17 protein-coding genes are annotated in these 23,071 nt (G+C 65.7%); 9 read left to right on the top strand and 8 right to left on the bottom strand.

The annotated features are described in order from the left end of the window. Nucleotides 1-22: 22 nt before the first annotated feature. Genes J0O65_RS00085 through J0O65_RS00075 form a run of 3 tightly spaced genes read right to left on the bottom strand, consistent with a single transcriptional unit; the run spans nucleotide 23 to nucleotide 5,444 of the window. Nucleotides 23-1,741 (bottom strand): J domain-containing protein, encoded by a 1,719-nt coding sequence (locus tag J0O65_RS00085; protein ID WP_215402938.1) that lies wholly within the window; start codon nucleotides 1,739-1,741, stop codon nucleotides 23-25. Next, nucleotides 1,738-3,447 carry a molecular chaperone HscC gene (locus tag J0O65_RS00080; RefSeq protein ID WP_285896765.1) on the bottom strand — a complete coding sequence of 570 codons (1,710 nt, stop codon included), beginning with the start codon at nucleotides 3,445-3,447 and terminating at the stop codon, nucleotides 1,738-1,740. The genes J0O65_RS00085 and J0O65_RS00080 overlap by 4 nt, the downstream gene beginning before the upstream one ends. Then, entirely contained in the window at nucleotides 3,447-5,444 is a 1,998-nt protein-coding gene (locus tag J0O65_RS00075; protein WP_215402936.1) for a DNA topoisomerase IV subunit B, read from the bottom strand. The genes J0O65_RS00080 and J0O65_RS00075 overlap by 1 nt, the downstream gene beginning before the upstream one ends. A gap of 463 nt (nucleotides 5,445-5,907) precedes the next feature. Here J0O65_RS00075 and kdpF point away from each other — a divergent pair, with 463 nt between their 5' ends. The 7 genes from kdpF (at nucleotide 5,908) to J0O65_RS00040 (ending at nucleotide 14,855) form a co-directional block, all read left to right on the top strand. Beyond that, nucleotides 5,908-5,997: a K(+)-transporting ATPase subunit F gene (kdpF, locus tag J0O65_RS00070; RefSeq protein ID WP_034746483.1), complete on the top strand. Its 90-nt coding sequence runs from the start codon at nucleotides 5,908-5,910 to the stop codon at nucleotides 5,995-5,997. Beyond that, nucleotides 5,997-7,802, top strand: coding sequence for a potassium-transporting ATPase subunit KdpA (kdpA, locus tag J0O65_RS00065; RefSeq protein ID WP_215402934.1), 1,806 nt, complete (start codon nucleotides 5,997-5,999; stop codon nucleotides 7,800-7,802). Before kdpF ends, kdpA begins: the two co-directional genes overlap by 1 nt. Nucleotides 7,803-7,811: 9 nt before the next feature. After that, on the top strand, nucleotides 7,812-9,896 hold the full coding sequence (gene kdpB, locus J0O65_RS00060) for a potassium-transporting ATPase subunit KdpB (RefSeq protein WP_215402932.1): 2,085 nt from the start codon (nucleotides 7,812-7,814) through the stop codon (nucleotides 9,894-9,896). 10 nt (nucleotides 9,897-9,906) lie between these two features. After that, a complete protein-coding gene (gene kdpC / locus J0O65_RS00055; protein WP_152253167.1) occupies nucleotides 9,907-10,482 on the top strand; it encodes a potassium-transporting ATPase subunit KdpC in 576 nt (191 codons plus the stop codon). 58 nt (nucleotides 10,483-10,540) lie between these two features. Beyond that, entirely contained in the window at nucleotides 10,541-13,282 is a 2,742-nt protein-coding gene (locus J0O65_RS00050; RefSeq protein ID WP_215402930.1) for a DUF4118 domain-containing protein, read from the top strand. Next, on the top strand, nucleotides 13,279-13,977 hold the full coding sequence (gene kdpE, locus J0O65_RS00045; RefSeq protein WP_215402928.1) for a two-component system response regulator KdpE: 699 nt from the start codon (nucleotides 13,279-13,281) through the stop codon (nucleotides 13,975-13,977). Before J0O65_RS00050 ends, kdpE begins: the two co-directional genes overlap by 4 nt. A 131-nt stretch (nucleotides 13,978-14,108) precedes the next feature. Further along, nucleotides 14,109-14,855, top strand: a complete 747-nt coding sequence (locus J0O65_RS00040) for a TorF family putative porin (protein WP_215402926.1) — start codon at nucleotides 14,109-14,111, stop codon at nucleotides 14,853-14,855. Nucleotides 14,856-14,910: 55 nt separating this feature from the next. Here J0O65_RS00040 and J0O65_RS00035 read toward each other — a convergent pair whose 3' ends face one another. From J0O65_RS00035 to J0O65_RS00025, 3 genes are read right to left on the bottom strand one after another with little or no spacing between them, the layout of a single operon-like run. Then, a complete protein-coding gene (locus tag J0O65_RS00035) occupies nucleotides 14,911-15,420 on the bottom strand; it encodes a P-loop NTPase family protein (protein WP_251373200.1) in 510 nt (169 codons plus the stop codon). A gap of 10 nt (nucleotides 15,421-15,430) precedes the next feature. Beyond that, entirely contained in the window at nucleotides 15,431-16,468 is a 1,038-nt protein-coding gene (gene dapA / locus J0O65_RS00030; protein ID WP_215402922.1) for a 4-hydroxy-tetrahydrodipicolinate synthase, read from the bottom strand. Continuing rightward, nucleotides 16,465-16,773: a hypothetical protein gene (locus J0O65_RS00025; protein WP_233515995.1), complete on the bottom strand. Its 309-nt coding sequence runs from the start codon at nucleotides 16,771-16,773 to the stop codon at nucleotides 16,465-16,467. Before J0O65_RS00025 ends, dapA begins: the two co-directional genes overlap by 4 nt. A 211-nt stretch (nucleotides 16,774-16,984) precedes the next feature. Between J0O65_RS00025 and J0O65_RS00020 the strand changes: the two genes are divergently transcribed. Further along, the gene (locus tag J0O65_RS00020) at nucleotides 16,985-17,986 is read left to right on the top strand and encodes a gamma-glutamyl-gamma-aminobutyrate hydrolase family protein (protein ID WP_215402920.1); all 1,002 of its coding nucleotides are present in this window, start codon (nucleotides 16,985-16,987) and stop codon (nucleotides 17,984-17,986) included. Next, nucleotides 17,983-19,062 carry an alginate lyase family protein gene (locus J0O65_RS00015; protein WP_215402918.1) on the top strand — a complete coding sequence of 360 codons (1,080 nt, stop codon included), beginning with the start codon at nucleotides 17,983-17,985 and terminating at the stop codon, nucleotides 19,060-19,062. The genes J0O65_RS00020 and J0O65_RS00015 overlap by 4 nt, the downstream gene beginning before the upstream one ends. Before the next feature lie 13 nt (nucleotides 19,063-19,075). Here J0O65_RS00015 and J0O65_RS00010 read toward each other — a convergent pair whose 3' ends face one another. Together J0O65_RS00010 and J0O65_RS28345 are read right to left on the bottom strand one after the other, a co-directional pair. Then, entirely contained in the window at nucleotides 19,076-21,547 is a 2,472-nt protein-coding gene (locus tag J0O65_RS00010; protein ID WP_215402916.1) for a TonB-dependent siderophore receptor, read from the bottom strand. A gap of 95 nt (nucleotides 21,548-21,642) precedes the next feature. After that, a complete protein-coding gene (locus tag J0O65_RS28345) occupies nucleotides 21,643-22,959 on the bottom strand; it encodes a sigma-70 family RNA polymerase sigma factor (RefSeq protein ID WP_215402914.1) in 1,317 nt (438 codons plus the stop codon). Between the last annotated feature and the right edge of the window lie 112 nt (nucleotides 22,960-23,071).

Genomic DNA, 23,071 nt, shown 5'->3' with positions numbered 1-23,071 from the left:
TTGCTTGGGCATGGGGGCGCGTTCAGGCATGGACGTTTTCTTGCTGGTTTTCATAGAACAGATTGGCCAGGATTAGCATGGCGATGAGTGGCAGCAGGGCTTGCGGCAGTATCAGGCGGGCATCGGGCAAATTGGCAAAAAAGGAGGTACTCGATACCAGCGTGATCTTGACCAGCAGCAGGGCTGGCCATACCAGGTGGCGGGAAATATTGGGCATCGTGAATGCGTACAGCGGCACACCGGCCAGGCACCAGAGCCAGGCCAGCACCGGGGCCAGGCCGGCCGGCAGCACGCCCGCCGCCGCGACAAAAAACAGCAAGGTGCCACCCAGCAGCCAGGTGATGCGCAAGCGGTGGTGCCACGCCTTTGGCAAGCCCAGGGCTTGATACAGTTGCGCGCCGCTGCGCGCCAGCAGTATCAGCAGGCACAGGCTGAAAGCAAAACAGGCGCCGGCAGGAAAGGCGTCGAAGCCGGTTTCCCGCATCATCCAGGCCAGCAGCGAGGCAATCGGCAGCAAGAGCAGATAGGCGCGCAGCTTGAAGTGCGCCGAGGAAGCAAATACGGCCACTAGCGCGCAGACGGCAAGCAGGAGCGTGGCGCCGGAGACCAGCATCGGCGATGGATGGTTGATAAACAGCAGCAGCGACAGCCCGGCATAGGCATACACCCAGCCGAATTGCCACAGGTGCCGATGCCGGTACTGCAGATAGACGCCGAAGTGCTGCTGCCTGAATTGCGCCATCCGCTCAATCAGCGCGGCAGGGCGGTAAAAGGCGTATGCGGCGTAGGCGGAGAAGGATAGCAGCTGTGACAGTACGAAGAAAGTCGCATAAAAGGAGTCGATGCCGAAGAAACCCCAGCGCTCATGCATGAACAGCGCGAGCCCGTAGATGGCGAGGCCGGTCACTGCGGAACGTATGGCGGTACCGCCGAAGTATTTTTTGGCGCGCGCCTTGCGCTCCCACCAGGTGATCGACACGGGATCGATCTTGTAGGCCAGCAGGTCGCCATGATGCGCGCGTATGCCCTCGATGAGTGCCAGCAGGGTCCGCGTTAATCGCACATCGTGCAGACAGAATGCGGATGCCGGCGGTGCTGCCATCAGCAGATCGAGGCATGCGTCGTGCTCTCCGCTGCTGCGCAAATAGGCCAGCGAAGCCGTCGCATTCTGGCGCCCGACCAGGCCGCGTGCCGCTTCCGCATCCATTTTGCGCAATTGCGGCAGCCGCTGGTCCCACTGGTAGTGCTCGATGAAGCGGCCACGAGTGGCGTCTTGACACGCGGCCGTGGCGCAGTAGCGCAGGGCCAGGAGTTCAAATTCCTCGCGTACGGCGAGGTGGGTCATCGCTTCGCGCTTTTCCAGCGTCGACAGCTTGATGCCGTTGCCGGAGGCCAGCCATTCCCGCCACAGGATCTGCGCTTCTTTCCGGGGGGCGGCTGTCATGGCAGGCGATGCCGCTGGCGGCGTTTTGCCAAAGTCGATCTTGCCAGCTGCCAGCGGGGCTGGTGCGGGCGCTGTGGCCGGGGGGGCGGATACTTCAGGCGCCTGCTGTTCCTGGCTGTGCGCGGCGATGCGCAGCGCATACTCATAGGCATCGCGCAGGCGCTGGAAGGCGGCCGCACCGTCTTCAGGACGGTTCAGCTTTAACTGGCGCGCATAGGCGCGCCTGATGTCCCGTTCATCGCACGTCTCTGCGATGCCCAGGACTTGCCAGATATCCAGCGTCTCGCTACCCATCACAGGAAACTGTCACTTTCTATCTCTTTGAGCACCTCCGCAAACGCCGTACGCGCTTGCCGTATGGTGTTCGGATCCTGCGTCTCCAGCGCGGCCTGGAAATTGGCCGTGTGCGCCGCCAGGTACTGGCGCACGTCGCCCAGCGACTGTTCGTACAGGCGGTCGGCGCGCGTGACCAGGGTGCGGTTTTCCATTTGCTCGCGCGGATGGATCTTCAGGTCGGCCAGTTCCGCAAAGCGCTGCTCGATCTGTTCCGGCGTCATCACGCCCGCGTTGTCGCTGATGATCATCTTGTGCTTTTCCTGCGTGGCCAGCACCGTCACTTCCGCTTCCAGCACGCCGCTGACGTCATAGGTGAAGCGCACGTCGATGCCGACCTCGCCCGCCTTTTTCGCGGGTATCGGGAAGCTGATCTTGCCGAGGAAGACGTTGTCGGCCACCAGGCGCGACTCGCCCTGGAAGATCGCCACGTTGATTTCCTTCTGGTTGTCGTAGATGGTGGTGATGTTTTCCGTGCGCGAGACGGGCACCACGGAGTTGCGCTCGATGATGGGCAGGTAATGTCCGCCTTCATACTGGTTCGCGCCGACCTGGCGCGAAATCGAAATGCCCAGCGAATACGGCGCCACGTCCGTCATGACCACTTCGTCGAGGGCGGAGTCGCGCATCTTGAGGCCCGCCTGCACGGCGGCGCCCAGCGCCACGGCTTCGTCCGGGTCCAGGTGGATGGCGGGGAAGCGGCCGAACATGCGCGAGACGAGCTTGCGCACCAGCGGCATGCGCGTGGCGCCGCCGGCCAGCACCACTTCATTCAATTCCGCGGCGCGGATGGTGGCGTCGCGCAGCGCCCGTTCCACGGGCAGGCGCAAACGGGCCAGCAGCGGTTCGCACAGCTGCGCCAGCCTGTCTTCGCTGATCTCCCAGCTGTATTCCTTGTCCTGGTAGCGCGTGGCCATGCGCACGGACGGCTGGTCCGACAGCAGGCGCTTGACGCGCTCGGCCTCATCGCGCAGCAGCTGCTGCTGGCGCGGGTCGAGCAGGCGGCTGCCGACGGCGTCGCGCAAGCCGCTGCCTTCCATAAAGGCGTCGACCAGCACGGTGACGAAGTCTTCGCCGCCCAGGAAATTGTCGCCGGCCGAGGCGCGCACTTCCATCACCCCTTCGAACAGTTCCAGGATCGACACGTCAAACGTGCCGCCGCCCAGGTCGAAGACGAGGAATTTGCTTTCCTGCTCCTTGTCGCGGATGCCGTAGGCCAGCGCGGCGGCCGTCGGCTCGTTCAGCAGGCGCTCCACGCGCAGGCCCGCCAGCTGGCCGGCGATGCGCGTGGCCTTGCGCTGCGCATCGCTGAAATACGCGGGCACGGTGATGATGGCTTCCTCGACCTTGTGGCCCAGGAAGGCTTCGGCATCCTCCTTCAGCGCGCGCAGCACCATCGACGACAGCTCTTCCGGACGGAATTGCTGCGTGCCGAGGGTGATCTTCTTTTCGCTGCCCATGTAGCGCTTGAAGACGGCCGCCGTCAGCTGCGGGTGCGTCTGCAGGCGCTCGCGCGCGGCGCGGCCCACCAGCACGGTGCCGTCGTCATCGATGCTCACGCACGACGGCGTCAGGTGTTCGCCGAGCGCATTCGGAATGATGGCAGCCTTGCCGTCGCGCCAGATGGCGACCAGGCTGTTGGTGGTGCCCAGGTCGATGCCGATGATCATCAGATATCCGCCTCCGCCTCATTGCCGTGTTCTTCGATCCAGGCGCGGCGTCCGGCCGCTTCGCCCTTGCCCATCAACATATTGAAGCGCGAAGCCGAGGTCATGTGGTCGACTTCGCCCAAGGTGACGGGCAGCAGGCGGCGCGTGTCCGGGTTCATCGTCGTTTCCCACAGCTGCTCGGCGTTCATCTCGCCCAGGCCCTTGAAGCGCGAGATCGACCAGGCACCCTGTTTCACGCCTTCCTTGCGCAGCTTGTCCTCGATGGCGAGCAGTTCGCCGTCGTCGAGCGCGTAGATTTTCTGCATCGGCTTCTTGCCGCGCGCCGGCGCGTCCACGCGGTACAGGGGCGGGCGGGCGATGCAGATGTGGCCCTTGTTGATCAGCGCCGGGAAGTGCTTGAAGAAGAGCGTCAGCAGCAGTACCTGGATGTGCGAGCCGTCCACGTCCGCATCCGACAGGATGCAGATCTTGCCGTAGCGCAGACCGGACAGGTCGGGCGAGTCGCCCACGCTGTGCGGATCGACGCCGATGGCCACGGCGATGTCATGGATCTCGTTATTGGCGAACAGGCGGTCGCGGTCCGTTTCCCACGAGTTCAACACCTTGCCGCGCAGGGGCAAAATCGCCTGGAATTCCTTGTCGCGGCCCATCTTGGCCGAACCGCCCGCCGAGTCGCCCTCGACGAGGAACAGTTCATTGCGCGCGGTGTCCGACGATTCGCAGTCGGTCAGCTTGCCCGGCAGGACGGCCACGCCCGAGGATTTTTTCTTTTCCACCTTTTGCAGCGAGCGCTGGCGCGACTGCGCCTGCTTGATCACGAGCTCGGCCAGCTTCTTGCCGTAGTCGACGTGCTGGTTCAGCCACAGTTCCAGCGGCGGCTTTGTGAAGGTCGAGACGAGGCGCACGGCGTCGCGCGAGTTCAGGCGTTCCTTGATCTGGCCCTGGAATTGCGGGTCCAGCACCTTGGCCGACAGCACGAACGAGGCGCGCGCGAACACGTCTTCCGGCAGCAATTTGACGCCTTTCGGCAGCAGCGAGTGCATCTCGACGAAGTTTTTCACGGCGCCGAACAGGCCGTCGCGCAAGCCCGATTCGTGCGTGCCGCCGTTCGAGGTGGGAATCAGGTTGACATACGATTCGCGCACGATGGCGCCTTCTTCCGTCCACGCCACCACCCAGGCCGCGCCTTCGCCTTCGGCAAAGCCTTCCGAGTCCGGCCCCGCGTATTGCGCGCCTTCGAACAGGGGAATCAGGGTTTCGCCATTCGATACCTGCGCCAGCGTTTCGGTCAGGTAGCCGCGCAAGCCTTCCGCATACTGCCAGGTCTGCGTGTCGCCCGTCTTCGCGTTGGTCAGCGTGACGGTGACGCCCGGCAGCAGCACGGCTTTCGAGCGCAGCAGGCGTTGCAGCTCCGTTTGCGAAATGTTGGGCGAATCAAAATACTTGGGGTCAGGCCAGGCGGTGACGCGCGTGCCCGACTTTTTGCCGTCGCGCGGGGCGGGGCGGGAACTCAGGGGCTCGATCACGTCGCCGTTGGCAAACACCATGTGGTGCAAGCCGTTGCCGTCGCTTTCCTTGCGCCAGACGGTGATTTCCAGGCGCGAGGACAGCGCATTGGTGACGGACACGCCGACGCCGTGCAAGCCGCCCGAGAACGCGTAGGCGCCGCCCGAACCCTTGTCGAACTTGCCGCCCGCGTGCAGCCGCGTAAACACGATTTCCACCGTCGGCACGCCTTCTTCCGGGTGCAGGCCGACGGGAATGCCGCGGCCATTGTCTTCGACGGTGATGCTGCCATCCGTGTTTTGCGTCACGGCGATATGCGTGCAATGACCGCCCAGCGCCTCGTCGGAGGCATTGTCGATCACTTCCTGAATGATGTGCAGCGGATTTTCAGTGCGGGTGTACATCCCCGGGCGCTGCTTGACGGGTTCCAGTCCTTTCAGGACACGGATGGATGATTCGCTGTAGTCGGATGCTGGTTTTTTAGTGGCCATACGTGTTCAAGCTAAGTAAAGACAGTGGTTGGAACGCCAGGCCAGGGCACTGCGGGGCGCAATGACAGCGGCGGCGATAGCTGTATGAATATACAGTATATCCCGTCCAGCGTCACTGGGGGAGGGCAGTGCGGCAGGCTAGGCATCCTTGTGCGGACGCTCGCGCATTCTATCTTGTCCCGCGAGCAATAGCGCTACTCCAAGGCAACAACAGTGCGCCGCGCGCGAGCTTTGGCGCCCATTGTGAAGGATTTTATGCGGTAAAGCCCCCGTTTTTACATCTTGTTTACAAGCGACTCCCCAGTCTTTACGAATTTTTTAGACCCTTTTGGCTAATCTGCTCACTATCAAAACAAACCTGTGTGAGGGTGGGAATGGATCTCGTGTATCTCGGCTTGATTGCCGTGTTTTTCGTCCTGGCGGCCGGCTTTGCCGTCGCCTGCGACAAATTAGGGAGCGTCAAATGAACGCGTTTTATGTGCTGGGCGCCGTCGTCTCGGCTGGCCTGCTCGTGTACCTGCTGGTCGCGCTGCTGAAGGCGGAGGAACTGTGATGACGACGCAATCGATATTGTTATTGGTGGCCTTCCTGGCCGTGCTGCTGGCCGCCGGCTATCCGCTGGGCCTGTACATGGCCAGGGTGGCCGGCGATGGCCCCGTGCGCGGCCTGGGCTGGCTGCAAAAGCTGGAAAACGTGCTGTACCGCTGGTCCGGCCTGCCCGCCGACAAGGCCATGGGCTGGAAAAGCTATGCCATCGCCCTGATCGTCTTCAATACCGTGGGCGCCGTCTTCGTCTACGGCCTGCAGCGCCTGCAGGGCTTCTTGCCCTTGAATCCGCAGGGCCTGGGCGCCGTCAGCCCCGATTCCTCGTTCAACACCACCGTCAGCTTCGTCGCCAACACCAACTGGCAGGGCTACGGCGGCGAGCAGACCATGAGCTACCTGACCCAGATGCTGGGCATGGCCTGCCAGAACTTCTTTTCGGCGGCCACCGGCATCGCCGTGATCTTCGCGCTGGTGCGCGGCTTCGCTTCGCGCTCGGGCAAGTCGATCGGCAATTTCTGGGTCGACCTGGTGCGCTCGACCCTGTACATCCTGCTGCCCCTGTCGCTGGCCCTGTCCGTCGTCTTCATGGGCGAGGGCATGATCCAGAATTTTTCCGCCTACAAGGAAGTGACCCTGCTCGACCACGTGGCCTATGAAACGCCGAAAGTGACGGCCGACGGCCAGCCCGTGCTCGATGCGGCCGGCAAGCCCGTGATGGAAGCGCAAGTGGCGACGACGCAGACGATCGCCATGGGCCCCGTCGCGTCGCAGGAATCGATCAAGCTGCTGGGCACGAATGGCGGCGGCTTCTTCAATGCCAATTCCTCGCACCCGTACGAAAACCCCACCGTGCTGTCGAACTTCCTGCAGATGCTGGCCATCTTCATCATTCCCGCCGGCCTGTGCTTCACGTTCGGCCGCATGGTGGGCGACCTGCGCCAGGGCTGGGCCGTGCTGGCCGCGATGAGCCTGATCTTCGTCGTCATGACGGCCGGCGTGATGAGCGCCGAGCAGCAAGCCAGCCCCGCCTTGCAAGCGCTGGGCGTGGACCAGCAGGCCAGCAGCCTGCAATCGGGCGGCAATATGGAGGGCAAGGAAACGCGCTTCGGCATCAGCTCCTCGACCCTGTTCGCGGCGGTGACGACGGCGGCATCGTGCGGCGCCGTCAATTCCATGCACGATTCCTACATGCCCCTGGGCGGCATGGTGCCGCTGCTGCTGATGCAGTTCGGCGAAGTGATCTTCGGCGGCGTCGGCACGGGCCTGTACGGCATGCTGATGTTCGCCATCCTGGCCGTCTTCATCGCCGGCCTGATGATAGGCCGCACGCCTGAATACCTGGGCAAGAAAATCCAGGCTTATGAAATGAAGATGGTGTCGCTGGCCATCCTGATCACGCCGGCCCTCGTGTTGACGGGCACGGCGATCGCCGTGATGGTCGAACCGGGCCAGATCGGCGTGGCCAATCCGGGCGCGCACGGTTTCTCGGAAATCCTGTACGCCTTCACGTCGGCCGCCAACAACAACGGCAGCGCGTTCGCCGGCCTGTCCGCCAACACGCCGTTCTATAACGTGATGCTGGCGATCGCCATGTGGTTCGGCCGTTTCGGCGTGATCGTGCCCGTGCTGGCGGTGGCCGGTTCGCTGGCGGCCAAGCAGCGCCTGTCGGCCAATGCCGGCACCATGCCCACGCACGGCCCCATGTTCATCGGCCTGCTGATCGGCGTCGTCGTGCTCGTCGGCGTGCTCAATTACGTTCCCGCGCTGGCCCTGGGCCCGATCGTCGAACACCTGCAACTTTTCATCAAATAAGAGGCTACCATGTCACGCACAAGCCTGACTTTGTTCGATTCCGCACTGATTGGCCCCGCCATCGTCGATGCGTTCAAAAAACTCGACCCCCGCACGCAGTGGCGCAGCCCCGTGATGTTCGTCGTCTACGTGGGCAGCATCATCACCACCCTGCTGGCGACCCAGGCCGGGATCAGCGGTGGCCAGGGTGAAGCGCCATTCGGCTTCATCGTCGCCGTCGCCGTGTGGCTGTGGTTTACCGTGCTGTTCGCGAACTTCGCCGAAGCGCTGGCCGAGGGCCGCAGCAAGGCGCAGGCGGCCTCGCTGCGCGCCCTGAAGCAGACGGTGATGGCGAAGAAAATGCAAACGCCGAAATACGGCACGTCCTGGCTGCCCACGCCGGCCACCGACCTGCGCAAGGGCATGACGGTGCTGGTCGAGGCGGGTGACGTGATTCCCGCCGACGGCGAAGTGACGGCCGGCGTGGCCTCCGTCGACGAAAGCGCCATCACGGGCGAATCGGCGCCCGTCATCCGCGAGTCGGGCGGCGACTTTTCCGCCGTCACGGGCGGCACCCGCGTGCTGTCGGACTGGCTGCTGGTGCGAGTCTCCGTCAACCCCGGCGAAGCCTTCATCGACCGCATGATCGCCATGGTCGAAGGCGCCAAGCGCCAGAAGACGCCGAACGAGATCGCCCTGACGATTTTGCTCGTGGCCCTGTCGATCGTGTTCCTGATCGTCACCGTGACCCTGCTGCCGTACTCGCTGTTTTCCGTGGCGGCGGCCGGCAGTGGCACGCCGGTGACGATCACCGTGCTGATCGCGCTGCTCGTGTGTCTGATTCCGACCACCATCGGCGGCCTGCTGTCGGCCATCGGCGTGGCCGGCATGAGCCGCATGATGCAAGCCAATGTGATCGCCACCTCGGGCCGCGCCGTCGAAGCGGCCGGCGACGTGGACGTGCTGCTGCTCGATAAAACCGGCACCATCACCCTGGGCAACCGCCAGGCATCGAGCTTCGTGCCGGCGCCCGGCGTGACGGAGCAGCAGCTGGCCGATGCGGCGCAACTGGCCTCCCTGGCCGATGAAACGCCGGAAGGGCGCAGCATCGTCGTGCTGGCCAAGCAGAAGTTCAACATCCGCGAACGCGAGATGGCCAGCCTGCACGCCACCTTCGTGCCCTTCACGGCGCAAACGCGCATGAGCGGCGTGGACATTCCGGGCGAGCAGCAGGTGCGCCAGCTGCGCAAGGGCGCGGCCGACTCCATGAAGAAGTACGTGGAAGCGCTGGGCCAGCCGTATCCGGCCGAGGTGGGGCGCGCCGTCGACGACATCGCGCGCCGCGGCAGCACGCCGCTGGTGGTGGTCGACGACGGCCGCGTCATGGGCGCCGTGGAGCTGAAGGATATCGTCAAGGGCGGCATCAAGGAGCGCTTCGCGGAATTGCGCCGCATGGGCATCAAGACCGTGATGATCACGGGCGACAACAAGCTGACGGCCGCGGCGATTGCCGCCGAAGCGGGCGTGGACGATTTCCTCGCCGAGGCGACGCCGGAAGACAAGCTGAAACTGATTCGCAGCTACCAGTCCGAAGGCCGCCTGGTGGCGATGACGGGCGACGGCACCAACGACGCACCGGCGCTGGCGCAGGCCGACGTGGCCGTGGCCATGAATTCGGGCACGCAGGCGGCGAAGGAGGCGGGCAATATGGTCGACCTGGATTCGAACCCCACCAAGCTGCTGGAAATCGTTGAAATCGGCAAGCAGATGCTGATGACGCGCGGTTCGCTGACGACGTTCTCGATCTCGAACGACATCGCCAAGTACTTCGCCATCATCCCGGCCGCCTTCGTGGGCACCTATCCGCAGTTAAAGGCGCTCGACATCATGCACCTGGCCAGCCCTGCCTCGGCCATCATGTCGGCCGTGATCTTCAATGCCTTGATCATCGTCGTGCTGATTCCGCTGGCGTTGAAGGGCGTGCAATACCGGGCCATCGGCGCGGCCAGCCTGTTGCGCCGCAACCTGCTGATCTACGGCCTGGGCGGCATCGTCCTGCCCTTCGTCGGGATCAAGCTGATCGACATGCTGCTGTCCGCACTCAATTTAGTCTAAAGGAACCATCATGAGCACTATCGTACGTCCCGCCCTGGTCCTGTTTGCCGCGCTGACCGTGATCTGCGGCGTCGTCTATCCGTTTGCCACGGCCGGCATCGGGCAGCTGGCCTTCAACGATGAAGTCAACGGCAGCATCGTCGAGCGTGGTGGCAAGCCCGTCGGCTCCACCCTGATCGGCCAGTCCTTCACCTCGCCCAAGTATTTCTGGGGCCGTCCATCGGCCACCGCGCCGATGGCGAACAACGGCGCCGGTTCGGGCGGTTCGAACCAGGGACCGACCAATCCGGCCCTGGTGGACGCCGTCAAGGCGCGCATCGCAGCCCTGCAGGCTGCCGATCCTGGCAACCGCAACCCGATCCCCGTCGACCTGGTGACGGCGTCGAGCAGCGGCCTGGACCCGGAAATCAGCCTGGCGGGCGCCCTGTACCAGGCGCCGCGCGTGGCCCGCGTGCGCGCCGTGCCGCTGGCGCAAGTGGAAAACGCCATCGCCAAGGTGCAGAAAACCGCGTATATCGGCTTTTTCGGCGAACCACGCGTGAATGTGCTGGAACTGAATCTGGCGTTGGATGCAGCCGCGAAGTAAGATGATGCAGGGGCGGAGCCGCCGGTTTTGCCCCTGGTTTTGACATTAAAAGATGCCCATGCTCCCCAACGACAGCCAACGCCCCGACCCTGATGCCCTGCTGGCGCAAGTGCAGGCGCAGGAAAAGAAAGCCGCGCGCGGCCGGTTGCGCATTTATTTCGGCGCCTCGGCCGGCGTCGGCAAGACCTACGCGATGCTGGCGGCCGCCCGCAAATTGCTGGCCGATGGCCAGGACTTGCTGGTGGGCGTGGTGGAGACGCATGGGCGGCAGGATACGGCGGCCCAGCTTGACGGCTTGCCCGTGCTGCCCCTGAAGGCCATCGAGTACCGCGGCAAGACCTTGTACGAGTTCGACCTGGACGAAGCGCTGCGGCGCGCGCCGGCGCTGATACTGATGGATGAACTGGCCCATTCGAACGTGGCCGGTTCGCGCCATCCGAAGCGCTGGCAGGATGTCGAGGAATTGCTGGCGGCCGGCATCGACGTGCTGTCGACCGTCAACGTGCAGCACCTGGAAAGCCTGAACGACGTGGTGGGGGGGATCACCGGCGTGCGCGTGGCCGAAACGCTGCCCGACACGGTGTTCGACCGCGCCGATGAAGTGGTGCTGGTCGATATCCCCGCCGATGAACTGCTGCGCCGCCTGAAGCAGGGCAAGGTGTATCAGCCGCTGCAGGCCGAGCGGGCCTCGCAGCATTTTTTCCGCAAGGGGAACCTGATCGCCCTGCGCGAACTGGCCTTGCGCCGCACGGCGGACCGGGTGCAGGACGACGTGCAAGCCTACCGCGTCGAAAAATCCATCAATCCCGTGTGGAAGACGGGCGCCGCGCTGCTGGCCTGCGTGGGACCGCACGCGGGCGGCGAGCACGTGATCCGCAGCACGGCGCGCCTGGCCAGCCAGCTGAACGCGGAATGGCACGCGCTGTACGTGGAAACGCCGCGTTTGCAGCGCCTGCCGGCGAGCCAGCGCGAGCGCATCCTGAAAACCCTGAAACTGGCGCAGGACCTGGGCGCGCGCACCGCCATTGTGCCGTCCGCCGACATCGCCGGCGCCGTGGTCGAGTATGCGCGCAGCGCGAATATCTCGAAAGTCATCGTCGGGCGTGGCCGCGCCGGCGCGCTGGCGCGCCTGTGGCATGCGCCGCCGGCTGCGCGCATGGCCAGCCTGGCGCCCGATATCGATCTGATCGAGGTCGGCTTGCCGCCAGCCGATGCTGCGCCCCGGCGCGCAGCCGGCGAAGAGACGGAGGCGCCGCGCCGGCCGTCGCGCCATTGGCGCTACATCCTGGCCGCCGGCGCCAGCCTGGCCACGGCCCTCGCCTCGGTTCCCCTGCAACCCTATCTGGACCTGGCCAATATCGCCATGCTGTCCTTGCTGACGGTGGTGCTGGTGGCCGTGCGCCTGGGGCGCGGGCCGGCGGCGCTGGCCAGCCTGGTGGGCGTGGCCAGCTTCGATTTCATCTTCGTGCCGCCGCGCTTCTCGTTTGCCGTGGGCGATTTCCAGTATGTGATCACCTTTGGCGTGATGCTGGCCGTGGGACTGATCACGGGCCACCTGACGGCCGGCCTGCGCTTCCAGGCGCGCGTGGCCTCGCACCGCGAAGCGCGCGCCCGCGCCCTGTATGAATTCTCGCGCGAGCTGTCCGGCGTGCTGCAGACGGAACAGATTTTCGACATCACGAAAAGCGCCATCGAACGGGCGTTCCGCGCGCGCGCCACCTTGCTGCTGCCCGATGACGAAGGCAGCTTGCAGGCCCCGAATGGCGGCGAGCCGCTCGACATCGGCATCGCGCAGTGGGCCTTCGACCATGCCCAGGCGGCGGGGACGGGCACGGACACCTTGCCGGCTTCGCCCATTTTCTACCTGCCGCTGATCGCACCGATGCGCACGCGTGGCGTGCTGGCGCTGCTGCCGCTCGATGGCGCGCAGCGGGGGCGCTGGCTGCTGGTGCCGGAACAGCGCCAGCACCTCGATACCTTTGCCGCGCTGGCGGCCATCGCGCTCGAACGCGTGCATTACATCGACGTGGCCCAGGGCGCGCTGCTGCAGATGGAGTCCGAGCGCTTGCGCAATTCGCTGCTGGCGGCCCTGTCGCACGACTTGCGCACGCCACTGACGTCGCTGGTGGGACTGGCCGAATCGCTGGCCTTGTCGAAACCGGCGCTGTCTCCCGCGCAGCTGGACATGGCGCGTTCGCTGCAGTCCGAAACCGTGCGCATGAGCGCCCTGGTGGCGAATTTGCTGGACATGGCGCGCATCGAAAGCGGCCAGGTGCGCCTGAACCTGCAATGGCAGGCGCTGGAAGAAGTGGTGGGCAGCGCGCTGCGCGCCAGCGGCCCGCAATTGCAGCAGCACGCCGTGCAGACGCAGCTGGCGCCGGACTTGCCGCTGGTGCGCTACGACGCCGTGTTGATCGAGCGCGTGCTGTGCAACCTGTTGGAAAACGCGGCCAAGTACACGCCGCCCGGCAGCACCATCACGGTCGCGGCCGGGGTGCACGGCCAGTTCCTGCAGGTGACGGTGGCTGATGATGGGCCGGGCTTGCCGCCCGGCCGCGAAGAAGCCATCTTTGAAAAATTCACGCGCGGCGAGCGCGAATCGAACAAGCCGGGTGTCGGCCTGGGGCTGGCCATTTGCCGCGCCATCGTCGAAGCCCACGGCGGCACCATCCACGCGCAGCCGCACACGCCGGGACAGGGCGCCGCCATCGTCTTCAGCCTGCCGCTCGGCACGCCCCCGGCGCCGCCCGAGATCGAGCGCGATGACGCCAATGACCATGAAACAGGAAAAACATCATGAACGAACCTTCCGCCACCGCCTTGCTGGTCGAGGATGAGCCGCAAATCCGCCGCTTCGTGCGCGCCGCGCTGGAAGACGAGGGCTGGCAGATTTTCGAATCGGCCACCATGCAGCGGGGCCTGATCGATGCCGGCACGCGCCGGCCCGACTTGATCGTGCTGGACCTCGGTTTGCCCGACGGCGACGGCATCGATTTCATCGCCGACATCCGCAAATGGTCGGCCGTGCCCATCATCGTGCTGTCGGCGCGGGTCGACGAGCAGGACAAGATACGCGCGCTCGACGCGGGCGCCGACGACTATCTGAGCAAGCCGTTCGGCGTGGGCGAACTGCTGGCCCGCGTGCGCGCCACCCTGCGCCGCCAGCGCCAGCCCGCCGCCAGCGATGATGGCGTGGTGCAGTTCGGCGACGTGCGCGTCGACCTGAAGGACCGCCTGGTGACGCGCAACAAGCAGCTGGTGCACATGACGCCGACGGAATTCCGCCTGCTGTCGGTGCTGGTGAAGAACGCGGGCAGGGTGGTCACGAATCCGCAACTGCTGCGCGAAGTGTGGGGGCCGTCGAACAGCGAAAACGGCCACTACCTGCGCATCTACATGGGCCACCTGCGCCAGAAGCTGGAAGCCGATCCGGCCCAGCCGCAGTACCTGCTGACGGAAACGGCCGTCGGCTACCGGCTGCTGCTGCCGCTCTAACACCTGTTCATCCCCTGTTGGAAAACAGGCGCCGCGCGCGCCAGGGGGACGCTTTACCCTATTTTTTGCAGCGGCGGGCCAGCTGCGCCATGTTGGCAAAGGCCCATACCACCCATGAAGAAGAAAAAACCATGAATAAAATGTTACTTGCACTTGCCGTCGCGACCGCCTTTACCGGCAGCCTGGCTCACGCGGACGAGGCCAAGCCCGACAACGAAGTCAGTTTCAACGTGGCCGGCGTGTCCGACTACCGCTACCGCGGCATTTCGCAGACGCGTTTGAAGCCGGCGCTGCAGGGCGGCGTCGATTACGTCAACAACCCGACGGGCCTGTATGCGGGTGCCTGGGCCTCCACCATCAAGTGGACCAAGGACGCGGGCGGCAGCGGCGACGTGGAAGTGGACCTGTATGCGGGCAAGCGCGGCCAGCTGACCGGCGATATCGGCTATGACGTGGGCGTGCTCGCTTACGTGTATGCGGACAACGGCTTGAAGAATGTCGGCCTGGCCAACGCGGACACCCAGGAAGTCTACGGCCAGCTGTCGTACGGTCCCGCCTACGTCAAGTATTCGCACGCCGTCTCCAACCTGTTCGGCATCGTCAACAGCAAGAACAGCGGCTACCTGGACATCGGTGCGACCATCGACCTGACGAACGGCTGGAGCGGCAACCTGCACGCTGGCCACCAGAAGGTCAGGAACAACGACGCGGCCAGCTATACGGACTGGAAAGTGGGCGTCACGCGCGACTTCGGCGTTGTTTCGGGCGCGCTGGCCGTGATCGGCACGAACGCGGACAAGTCGGCCTATGCCTCGCCCGTGAATGGCAAATTCATGGGCAAGACGGCGTTGCAGCTGACGGTCAGCAAGACGTTTTAATGGACTGATTTGACTGAAAGAAGAGGCGGCGCATGCGCCGCCTTTTTTTGCGTACTTACCCTGGCAGGTTGAAGACGGCGCAGTACAGTTGTCCGAAGCCGACCACGTGGGCGGACGGAATCTGCGCGGCCAGCGCATGGGCGGGCGCCGCTTGCGCGTCCGTTGCCAGCAGCACGCGCAGGCCAGGATTGACGCTGCGCGCATGCGCGATGCGGCGCGCCAGGCCGGCCTGCGCGGCGCCATCGACGACACCATCGAGCGGCACCACCAGCACGCGCGCGGCGATCAGGGCCGAACGGCTGCCCATGGAGTCGCGGCCTTCGCTGTCGATGACGATGTCGTGGTAGCAGTGCACCAGGTGCTCGAGCTCGGGCTGCAAGCCCTTGGCGCTGATGGCGCGCGCCATCAGGCGCGGCCGCGTCAGGCTGCCGTGCATGGCGCCGTCGTGCAGGTTCCTGGCTTGCGCCATGGCGCCCTGGCGCGGATCGGCATCGAGCAGCAATACCTTGCGTCCGGCCAGCGCGCGCGAGGCGGCCAGCCGCCCGGCCAGGATGGATTTCTCCATGCCCCCGCGTTCATCCGTGATGGCGATGATCATCTTGGCGCACGGCTGGCATGATGTTGGCGGGGGAGACCAGCTGCAGCAGGCAGCCTTCGCGCGGCGCATCCCTGTCGCTGGCGCTCCATACGGGCAGTTCCATCAGGGGTTGGAGCGCCGCGCCCAGGGCGGCCTGGCCGGCGGCGGACATGGGCGTCATCGGCAGGCGCAATGCGTCGCGCACCTTGCCCTGCATGGCCAGCGCCGCTTTCACGGGAGCGGGATTCGGTTCGGCAAACAGCAGGCGGATGAGGGGCAGCATGGTCTTGAACAGGGCGCCGGCGGCGCCGTGGCGGCCCTGCCTGACGAGGTGGTACAACTGCGCATACAGGTCGGGGCGCACCTGGGCGGCGGCCGACATGGCGCCGTGGCCGCCCATGGACAGGCTGGCCAGCAGCAGTGCATCGTCGCCGCACAGGACGTCCAGGCGCGTGTCGAGCAGCAGTTCGCCCAGCTGCTGCAGCTTGCCGCCCGCTTCCTTGATGGCGACGAAGTGCGAGTCGCGCGCCAGCAGCGCGGCCGTTTGCGGTTCGATGTTGACGCCCGTGCGCGCCGGCACGTTGTACAGCACGATGGACTGGTCGGTGGCGGCCGCGATGGCCTGGAAGTGGCGCACGATGCCGTCCTGCGAGGGGCGCACATACGACGGCGCGGAGACCAGCAGGCCGGCCAGCGGATGGTCGTTGTAGCGCTGCACCGTGGCGACGACGGCGCGCGTATCGCTGCCGCCGATGCCCATCACGACGGGAAAGCGGGGGCCGACGGCTTCGAGCACGCTATCGAGCAGCATGGTCTGTTCGGCGGCGCTCAGCATGGCCGCTTCGCCCGTGGTGCCGCACACCACCAGGCCATCGACGCCGCTGGCGGCCAGCTCGCACGCCAGTTGCTGGGCGGCGTCGAAGTCGATGTCGCCATCGCCATCGTGGAAGGGCGTGACCATCGGCACCCAGATGCCCTGGAAGTGGGCGGTGATGCGCGAGGAAGACATCGCCTGGTCGCAGGCATACTGGTTCATAGCGATTTCCCCTGGCTGATGCGGCCAAACTCCGCCGCCGGCAGCAGGCGCATGACGGCATCCATGGTCAGGCGCAGGGCCGGTTCCGTCACGCACAGCCAGACCTTCATGCGTTCGGCGTGGTCGACCGCCTCGACGCGCATGAACGACAGCATGCCGCCGCAGGTCCGCACGACCAGCTGGCGCAGCTCGGCCAGGCAGGCCTTGTCGACCGTGATGTGCATGAGGAAGGTGGGCAGGCGGGGATGGCGGTGGGGCAGTGCTTGATGCGCTTGATGCGTTTGCAGGCGTGAATGGGGTTCCATGGTGGCTTTGCAGCGGTGGTTGAGGTACGTTCAAGATTAGCAGCGGGGGCGTAAAGATTCTCTAAAAAGCAGGGCAGCGGGCGTAAACGGGCCGTATGTGCGGGCGTGTTGCGCGGATGCGCCGCGCGTGGGCTTTTGTTACAAAATTGAATCGTGCTTTCCGGGGCAGGGGTTTATATTGAAAACGTCTCCGCTTTCAGTCAGCTCCGCCATGTCAGACGAAAAAGATCCCCAGCTTCCCCCTTCCATCGATCCGGCCGCGCCAGCGCCATCGCGGCCCGACCGGGTGGGCCGCCGGGCGCCCGATGATGAGCACCGCGCGCGCGATGCTGCGCCGCGCTACCTGAAGGATAACGATACGCCGCTGGCGCTGGCTTGGCGGGTGATCTCGTCGCGCTACCGCTCCATGCGCGACAAGGCCAGCCGCGATTTCATGCGGCGCACGCTGCGCATCGGCATCTCGGCGCGCATTTTTCACCCGGAGCCGGGCGCCACTGGCCTGCGCAGCAAGAACCTGCAATACCTGGAAGAGTCGATCGCACAGTGGGTCATGTCGCGCGACGTGCTGGTGTTCATGATCCCGACGGTCAATACCAGCGGCCAGCTACACCCGAGTAACATCACTCTGCGCCACTATGCGCGCCACCTGGACGGGCTGGTGCTGCAGGGCGGCGCCGACGTGTCGCCGCAGACGTATTCCGAGGCGGCCACGCGGCCCGAATGGAATGGCGACCGCGCGCGCGACCTGTACGAGCTGGAGCTGCTGCACGAATTCGTCGACGCGGGCAAGCCCGTGCTGGGCATTTGCCGCGGCTGCCAGCTCATCAACGTGGGCTTCGGCGGCACCCTGTACCAGGACATCGCCTCGGACGTGGCGGGCGCCACCTCGCACGTCAACGACCTGTATGACCGCCACCGCCATACCGTCGTCTTCCCGCAAGGCTCGTCCCTGGCTGGCATGTTCCCGAAGGCGGGCGAGGCGCTCGTCAATTCCATCCACCACCAGTCGGTGAAGGACCTGGGGCGCGACATCACGGTGGAAGCGTATTCGCAGGGCGACAACATCGTCGAAGCCATCCGCTACCAGCGGGCGCGCTTCGTCATGGGTTTGCAGTGGCACCCGGAATTCCATTCGGCGGGCGGCGTCGAGCTGCTCGATTGCACGCCCATCCTCGATAACTTTTTGCGCGCGGCGCGGGAGACGCGGTTTTGAACACGTTCCTGACGCGCCGGCGCGCCGTGCTGGCCGGCCTGCTGGCGCTGCCCCTGGCCGGCGTGCGCGCGGCGCCGCGCCCGCACGAGGGCACCTTGCCGTTTGCGCTGACGTCCGCCGCGCGCGCCCGCACGCTCAAGGCGCGGGTGGCGCCTGCCGTTGCCGAACAGGTGGTCAAGGCGGCGCGCAAGGATGCGGCGCGCCCCGTGCACCTGATGGCCGAAGTGCGCACGGGCGGCTTGCTGAAGGGAGAGGGCGGGCGCGAGACCAGCCAGCAGGCGCAGGAGGACTGGCGCCAGGTGCGCTTGCAGGCGCTGGCCTGGCGATTATCGGGCGAGATGGCGCATTTCGAGGCGGCGCGCCAGCTGCTGCTGGCCTGGAGCGGCGGCTACCAGCCCTCGTTCAGTCCCGTCGACGAGACGGAGCTGGCCAGCCTGCTGGCGGGTTTTGACCTGATGCAGGAACGCTTGAGCGGCGTCGAGCGCGAGCAGGTACAGGCGTTTTGCCGCACCCTGGCGCAGGGGTATCTGAGCGATCCCATCAAGGTGGGCGGCCCGTCCACGGCGCGCAACAACTGGCATAGCCACCGCATCAAGATCGGCACGGCCGCCGCGTATGTCACGGGCGACGCCTTGCTGGTCGCGCGGGCGAAGGAGCGCTTCCTGGCGCACGTGCCGCGCAATATCGGCGCCGGCGGCGTGCCTTTCGACTTCGAGCAGCGCGACGCCCTGCACTACGCCACCTACAGCCTGGAGCCGCTGCTGACGACGGCGCTGATGGCGCAGGCGCATGGCGACGACTGGTATGGCGCGCCGGAGGCGCGGCGCCTGGCCGAGGCGCTGGCCTGGCTGGCGCCGTACGCGCAAGGCAGAAAGACGCACGAGGAGTTCGCGAAAAGCGCCGTGCCCTTCGACCGCAAGCGCGTGGCGGCCGGCGAAAAAGGCTTTACGGGGAATTGGGAGCCGACGGGCGCCGCCAATGTGTATCTGCTGGCGGCCCGCTTCGATCCCGCTTACCTGCCCCTGGCGCTGGAACTGCGCCCGCCGGCGTGGGCGCTGGCGCTGTACGGCGCTTAGCTGGAACTTCGCGTTAGAACTTCGTGCGCACGGTGAACATCACATTGCGCGGTTCGCCGTAGAAGCCCGTCTGGAACAGGCCGAGGCCCGTGAAGTACTGCTTGTCCAGCAGGTTGTTCACGTTGACGCTGGCCGTGACGTTCCTGCTGATCTCGTAGCGGGCCATCAGGTTGAGCAGCGCGTAGCCGCCCTGCTTGATGCGTGAATTGTCCTCGATGGCGGGGTTCCAGATATTGCCGTCGTAGCTGCTTTGCCAGTTGATGCCGCCACCGACGGTCAGCTTGTCCAGGCTGGCCGGCAGGCGCCACGTGCCTTGCACGCGCACCAGGTGGGCAGGCTGCGTCGTTTGCAGCATGGTGGAAAACACGTCCTTGCCATCCGCGTCGCGCACGTGGGTATAGGTGTAGCCGGCGCTCAGCTTCACATCCTGCAGCACTTCGCCCGTCACTTCCATTTCCACGCCGCGGCTGGTGACGCCGTCGATGGCTCTATACATTACCTCACCGTTGACTTCGCTCACAGGGCTGGCCACATTGCTTTGACGGATATGGAACAGGGACGCGCTGGCATTGACCTTGCCATCGAGGTATTCGGCCTTCACACCCGCTTCCACGCCCTTGCCGCGCACGGGGGCGAGGAAGTTGCGGTTGATGTCGCGGCTGCTTTGCGGCGCGAAGATGCTCGTGTAGCTGCCGAACACGGAATACGTCTTGTCGAGGTCATACACGACGCCCGCATACGGCGTGATGACCTCGTTTTCCTCGATGCGCGAGGTGATGCGCGCGGTGCCGGCGTCGAAGAAAGTGCGGTCCTGCTCCTGCTTGTAATCGCTGACGCGCGCGCCGAGAATCACCGACAGCGCGTCCAGCGGATGCAGGCGCACGGCGCCATACAGGCCGCTCTGGCGCGTGCTGTCGTCATCGTTGCCCAGGCGCTTGAACGCCGGTTCCGCGTACTGGCCACGCCAGTCGAAATAACTGCCTTCGACGGGCGGATAGACGGATTCGTAGACGGGACCATCCTGCTTCGCCGTCGAGGTGGAGTAGCCGAGCATCGCTTCATGCCGGCGGCCAAACGCGGTAAACGGGCCGCTGGCGTCGACGTTGACGGTGGTCTGGCGGCGGTCGCCCTTGTATTTGCCCATGAAGAAAAACGCGCCTGCGCCCGTGGCGGGGTCGGGATTGCCGCCGCTGGCCGAACCGAGCACGCTGTCATGCTTGCTGCGCAGTTGGTTGGCGCTCAATTTCAGTGTCCACGCGTTGGCGAACGTATGTTCGAGCGACGTGAACAGCGTGGTGTTGCGCATGTCGCGGCGGCTCCAGTCCGTGGCCGGGTTCCACGAGGTGGGAAAATCCGTGCGCGTGCCGTCGGACAGCAGAACGGGGAAGCCCGTCCAGGTCGAGCCGCGCGGCTTGTAATCCTGGTGCGTGAAGCCGGCCGTCAGCAGGGTGACGGGTGTCAGGTCGGCCTCGATGATGCCGTAGGCGACCGATTTCTGCTGCGTGTAGCGGTCCAGGTAGGAGTGCTTGTCCTGGTAGGCGCCCACCAGGCGGCCGCGCACCGTGCGGCTGTCGTTCAGGGGGCCGGAGATATCGGCTTCGCCGCGGTAGTTGTCCCACGATCCCGCGCCCAGGGTGGCCGCGCCTTCGAAGTGGGCGGTGGGGCGCTTGCGCACCATGTTGACGGTGGCCGATGGGTCGCCAGCGCCGCTCATCAGGCCCGTCGCTCCCTTCAGCACTTCGATGCGGTCGTAGATGGCCATGTCGCTATTGGTCGTGCCCCAGTCGTAGACACCGTCATAGATGGCCGACACGCCGTCGTACTGGAAATTGGTGACGGCAAAGCCGCGCGCCTGGAAGCTCCAGCGGTCGCTGTCGTAGTTTTGCACGCTCACGCCATTGACGTTCTTCATGACGTCGGAGACGGCGTTGCTGTTCTGGTCATCCATCTGCTGGCGCGTGACGATGGTCAGCGATTGCGGCGTTTCGCGCTGGCTCAAGGCCAGGCCCGTGGCGCCGCTGGCGGGGCCGCCCGTATAGCTGCCGGTGCCGCTGGTGGCGGCGCTGCGCTCGGCCGCCGCGACCACGGTGACGCCGCTCATGACGGCCACGCCACGGCTGTCCGCCGTGGGTGCGCTGGCGCTGGCGGGGATCTTTTGCAGCAGGTAGCCGCCATTCGATTGCGGCACGGCTTGCAGGCCGCTGCCGGCCAGCAGCACGCGGAAACCGTCTTGTACGCCATAGCTGCCCTGCAGGCCGGCGCTGCGCAAGCCTTGCGTCGTATCGCTGGAGAACGACAATAAAATGGCGCTGTCGCTGCCGAAGCGCGTCAGCACGTCGTCCAAGGAAGCTGCGGGGATGCTGTAGCTGCGCACTTGCCGGGTTTGCGTCTGGGCTGATACCGGCAGGGCCAGGGCCATGCCGGTCTGCGACAGGGCGCAGGCCAGGACGGTGCGGGTCAGGAGGGAACGTGAAGCGTGGTGCATGGAATAAAACCTTTCGTGGATGCGCGAGATGGAGACTGCCTGTCTTCTAGGTCACGCGAGCACGCTAAAACAGCTCACTTTGCAGAAAATATTTTTCAGTGGGCCGCCAGTTCGATGCGCACCACCTGATGGCCCCAGAAGCGCGTCACGGTATTGCGCCGCAGTTGCAGGCTGGCGCCGACGGCGTCGAGGATGGCATTGACGTCGGCCAGCGGGTAGGAACCGGACACGCGCAGGCCGGCGCTGGCCGGCGCGCAGGCCAGCGGATGCTCGCTATAGCGCGACAGCTCGGCGAGGAAATCGGCCAGGCGCATGTCGCGCGCCACCAGCATGCCATCGAGCCAGGCGCCGCCATAGGGCGCCAGCGCCTGGCGGTGCGCGCCCGTGGCGTCGAAATGCGCGGCTTCGCCGGGACGCAGCAGCAGGCGCCGTGCGCCATCGCCGGCCAGCACGGCGACGGCTCCTTCGAGCACGCCGGCGCTGGCGTATTGTTCGTGCAGGCGCACGGTGAAACGCGTGCCCAGCGCCTGCAGGCTGCCATGCGGCGTGTCGACGAAGAAGGGCCGTCGCGCCGCCTCCTTGCCGGTGGCGATGAAGATTTCACCGGCCAGCAGTTCGATGCGGCGCTGCGCGCCGTCGTAAGCGATATTGACGGCGCTATGCGTGTTGAGCGTGAGCCGCGTGCCATCGTCCAGGGTCACGACGCGGCGCTGGTTGACGCCCGTGCGATAGTCGGCCGTCCAGCCGCGCCATGGGCCGCTGCGTTCGAACGCATACAGCGAGGTGCCGCAGGCCAGCAGCAGGGCCAGGGTCTTGACGGCGTGGCGGCGCGGCGCGTTCGCTTGCACGCAGGCGCGCAGCAGGGTGGCGTGCATGGCGGGCGGCAGGTGTTCCTGCTGCGTTTGCAGCTGCTGCCACGCCTGGGTGGCGCTGGTGGCCCGCTGCAGATGGCGTTTCACGGTGGCCAGCGAGATGCCGAGCTGGCGCGCGATGTCTTCCTGCGGCACCGCGTCGAGCTGGCGCAGTAAGAAAGCCCGTTTGACGGGAGGCGGCAAGCCGTCGAGCATGCGGTCGAGTTCAGACACGGTGGCCAGCAGCATTGCCCGCTCTTCCGGCGATGGCGTGTGCAGCGGCGGCAGCTGCGCCAGCACGTCGAGGTAAGCCTGTTCCAGTTTCTGGCGGCGGTAATGGTTGAACAGCACGCGCTGCGCGACGGTGGCGAGCAAGGCGCGCGGCTCGCGCGCGGCGACGGCGTCTTCGCGGTCGAGCAGGCGCATGAAGGTGTCCTGCGCCACGTCGGCCGCGCAGGCCGTGCTGCCGAGTTTCTTGCGCAGCCAGCCCTGCAGCCAGCCGTGGTGGTCGGCATACAGTGTCGCGATGTCCTGGCGTTGTAGCGGCTCTGCCAGCGGCATCGCGTTCCCCTTGCATGACCGGCCCGGCTGGGCTGATACTTTTAAACAATAATAAGAATCATTCTCATTGTATCAAGCGGGGGAGGGGGCTGTAAATGACGGGGGGACGGGG

Origin of the sequence: Janthinobacterium sp. JC611 (genome assembly GCF_018682595.1) — a bacterium.
Taxonomy (GTDB): Bacteria; Pseudomonadota; Gammaproteobacteria; order Burkholderiales; family Burkholderiaceae_D; genus Janthinobacterium.
The sequence above is the reverse complement of the archived record's forward strand: the minus strand, read 5'-3'. Positions and strand labels throughout refer to the sequence as shown.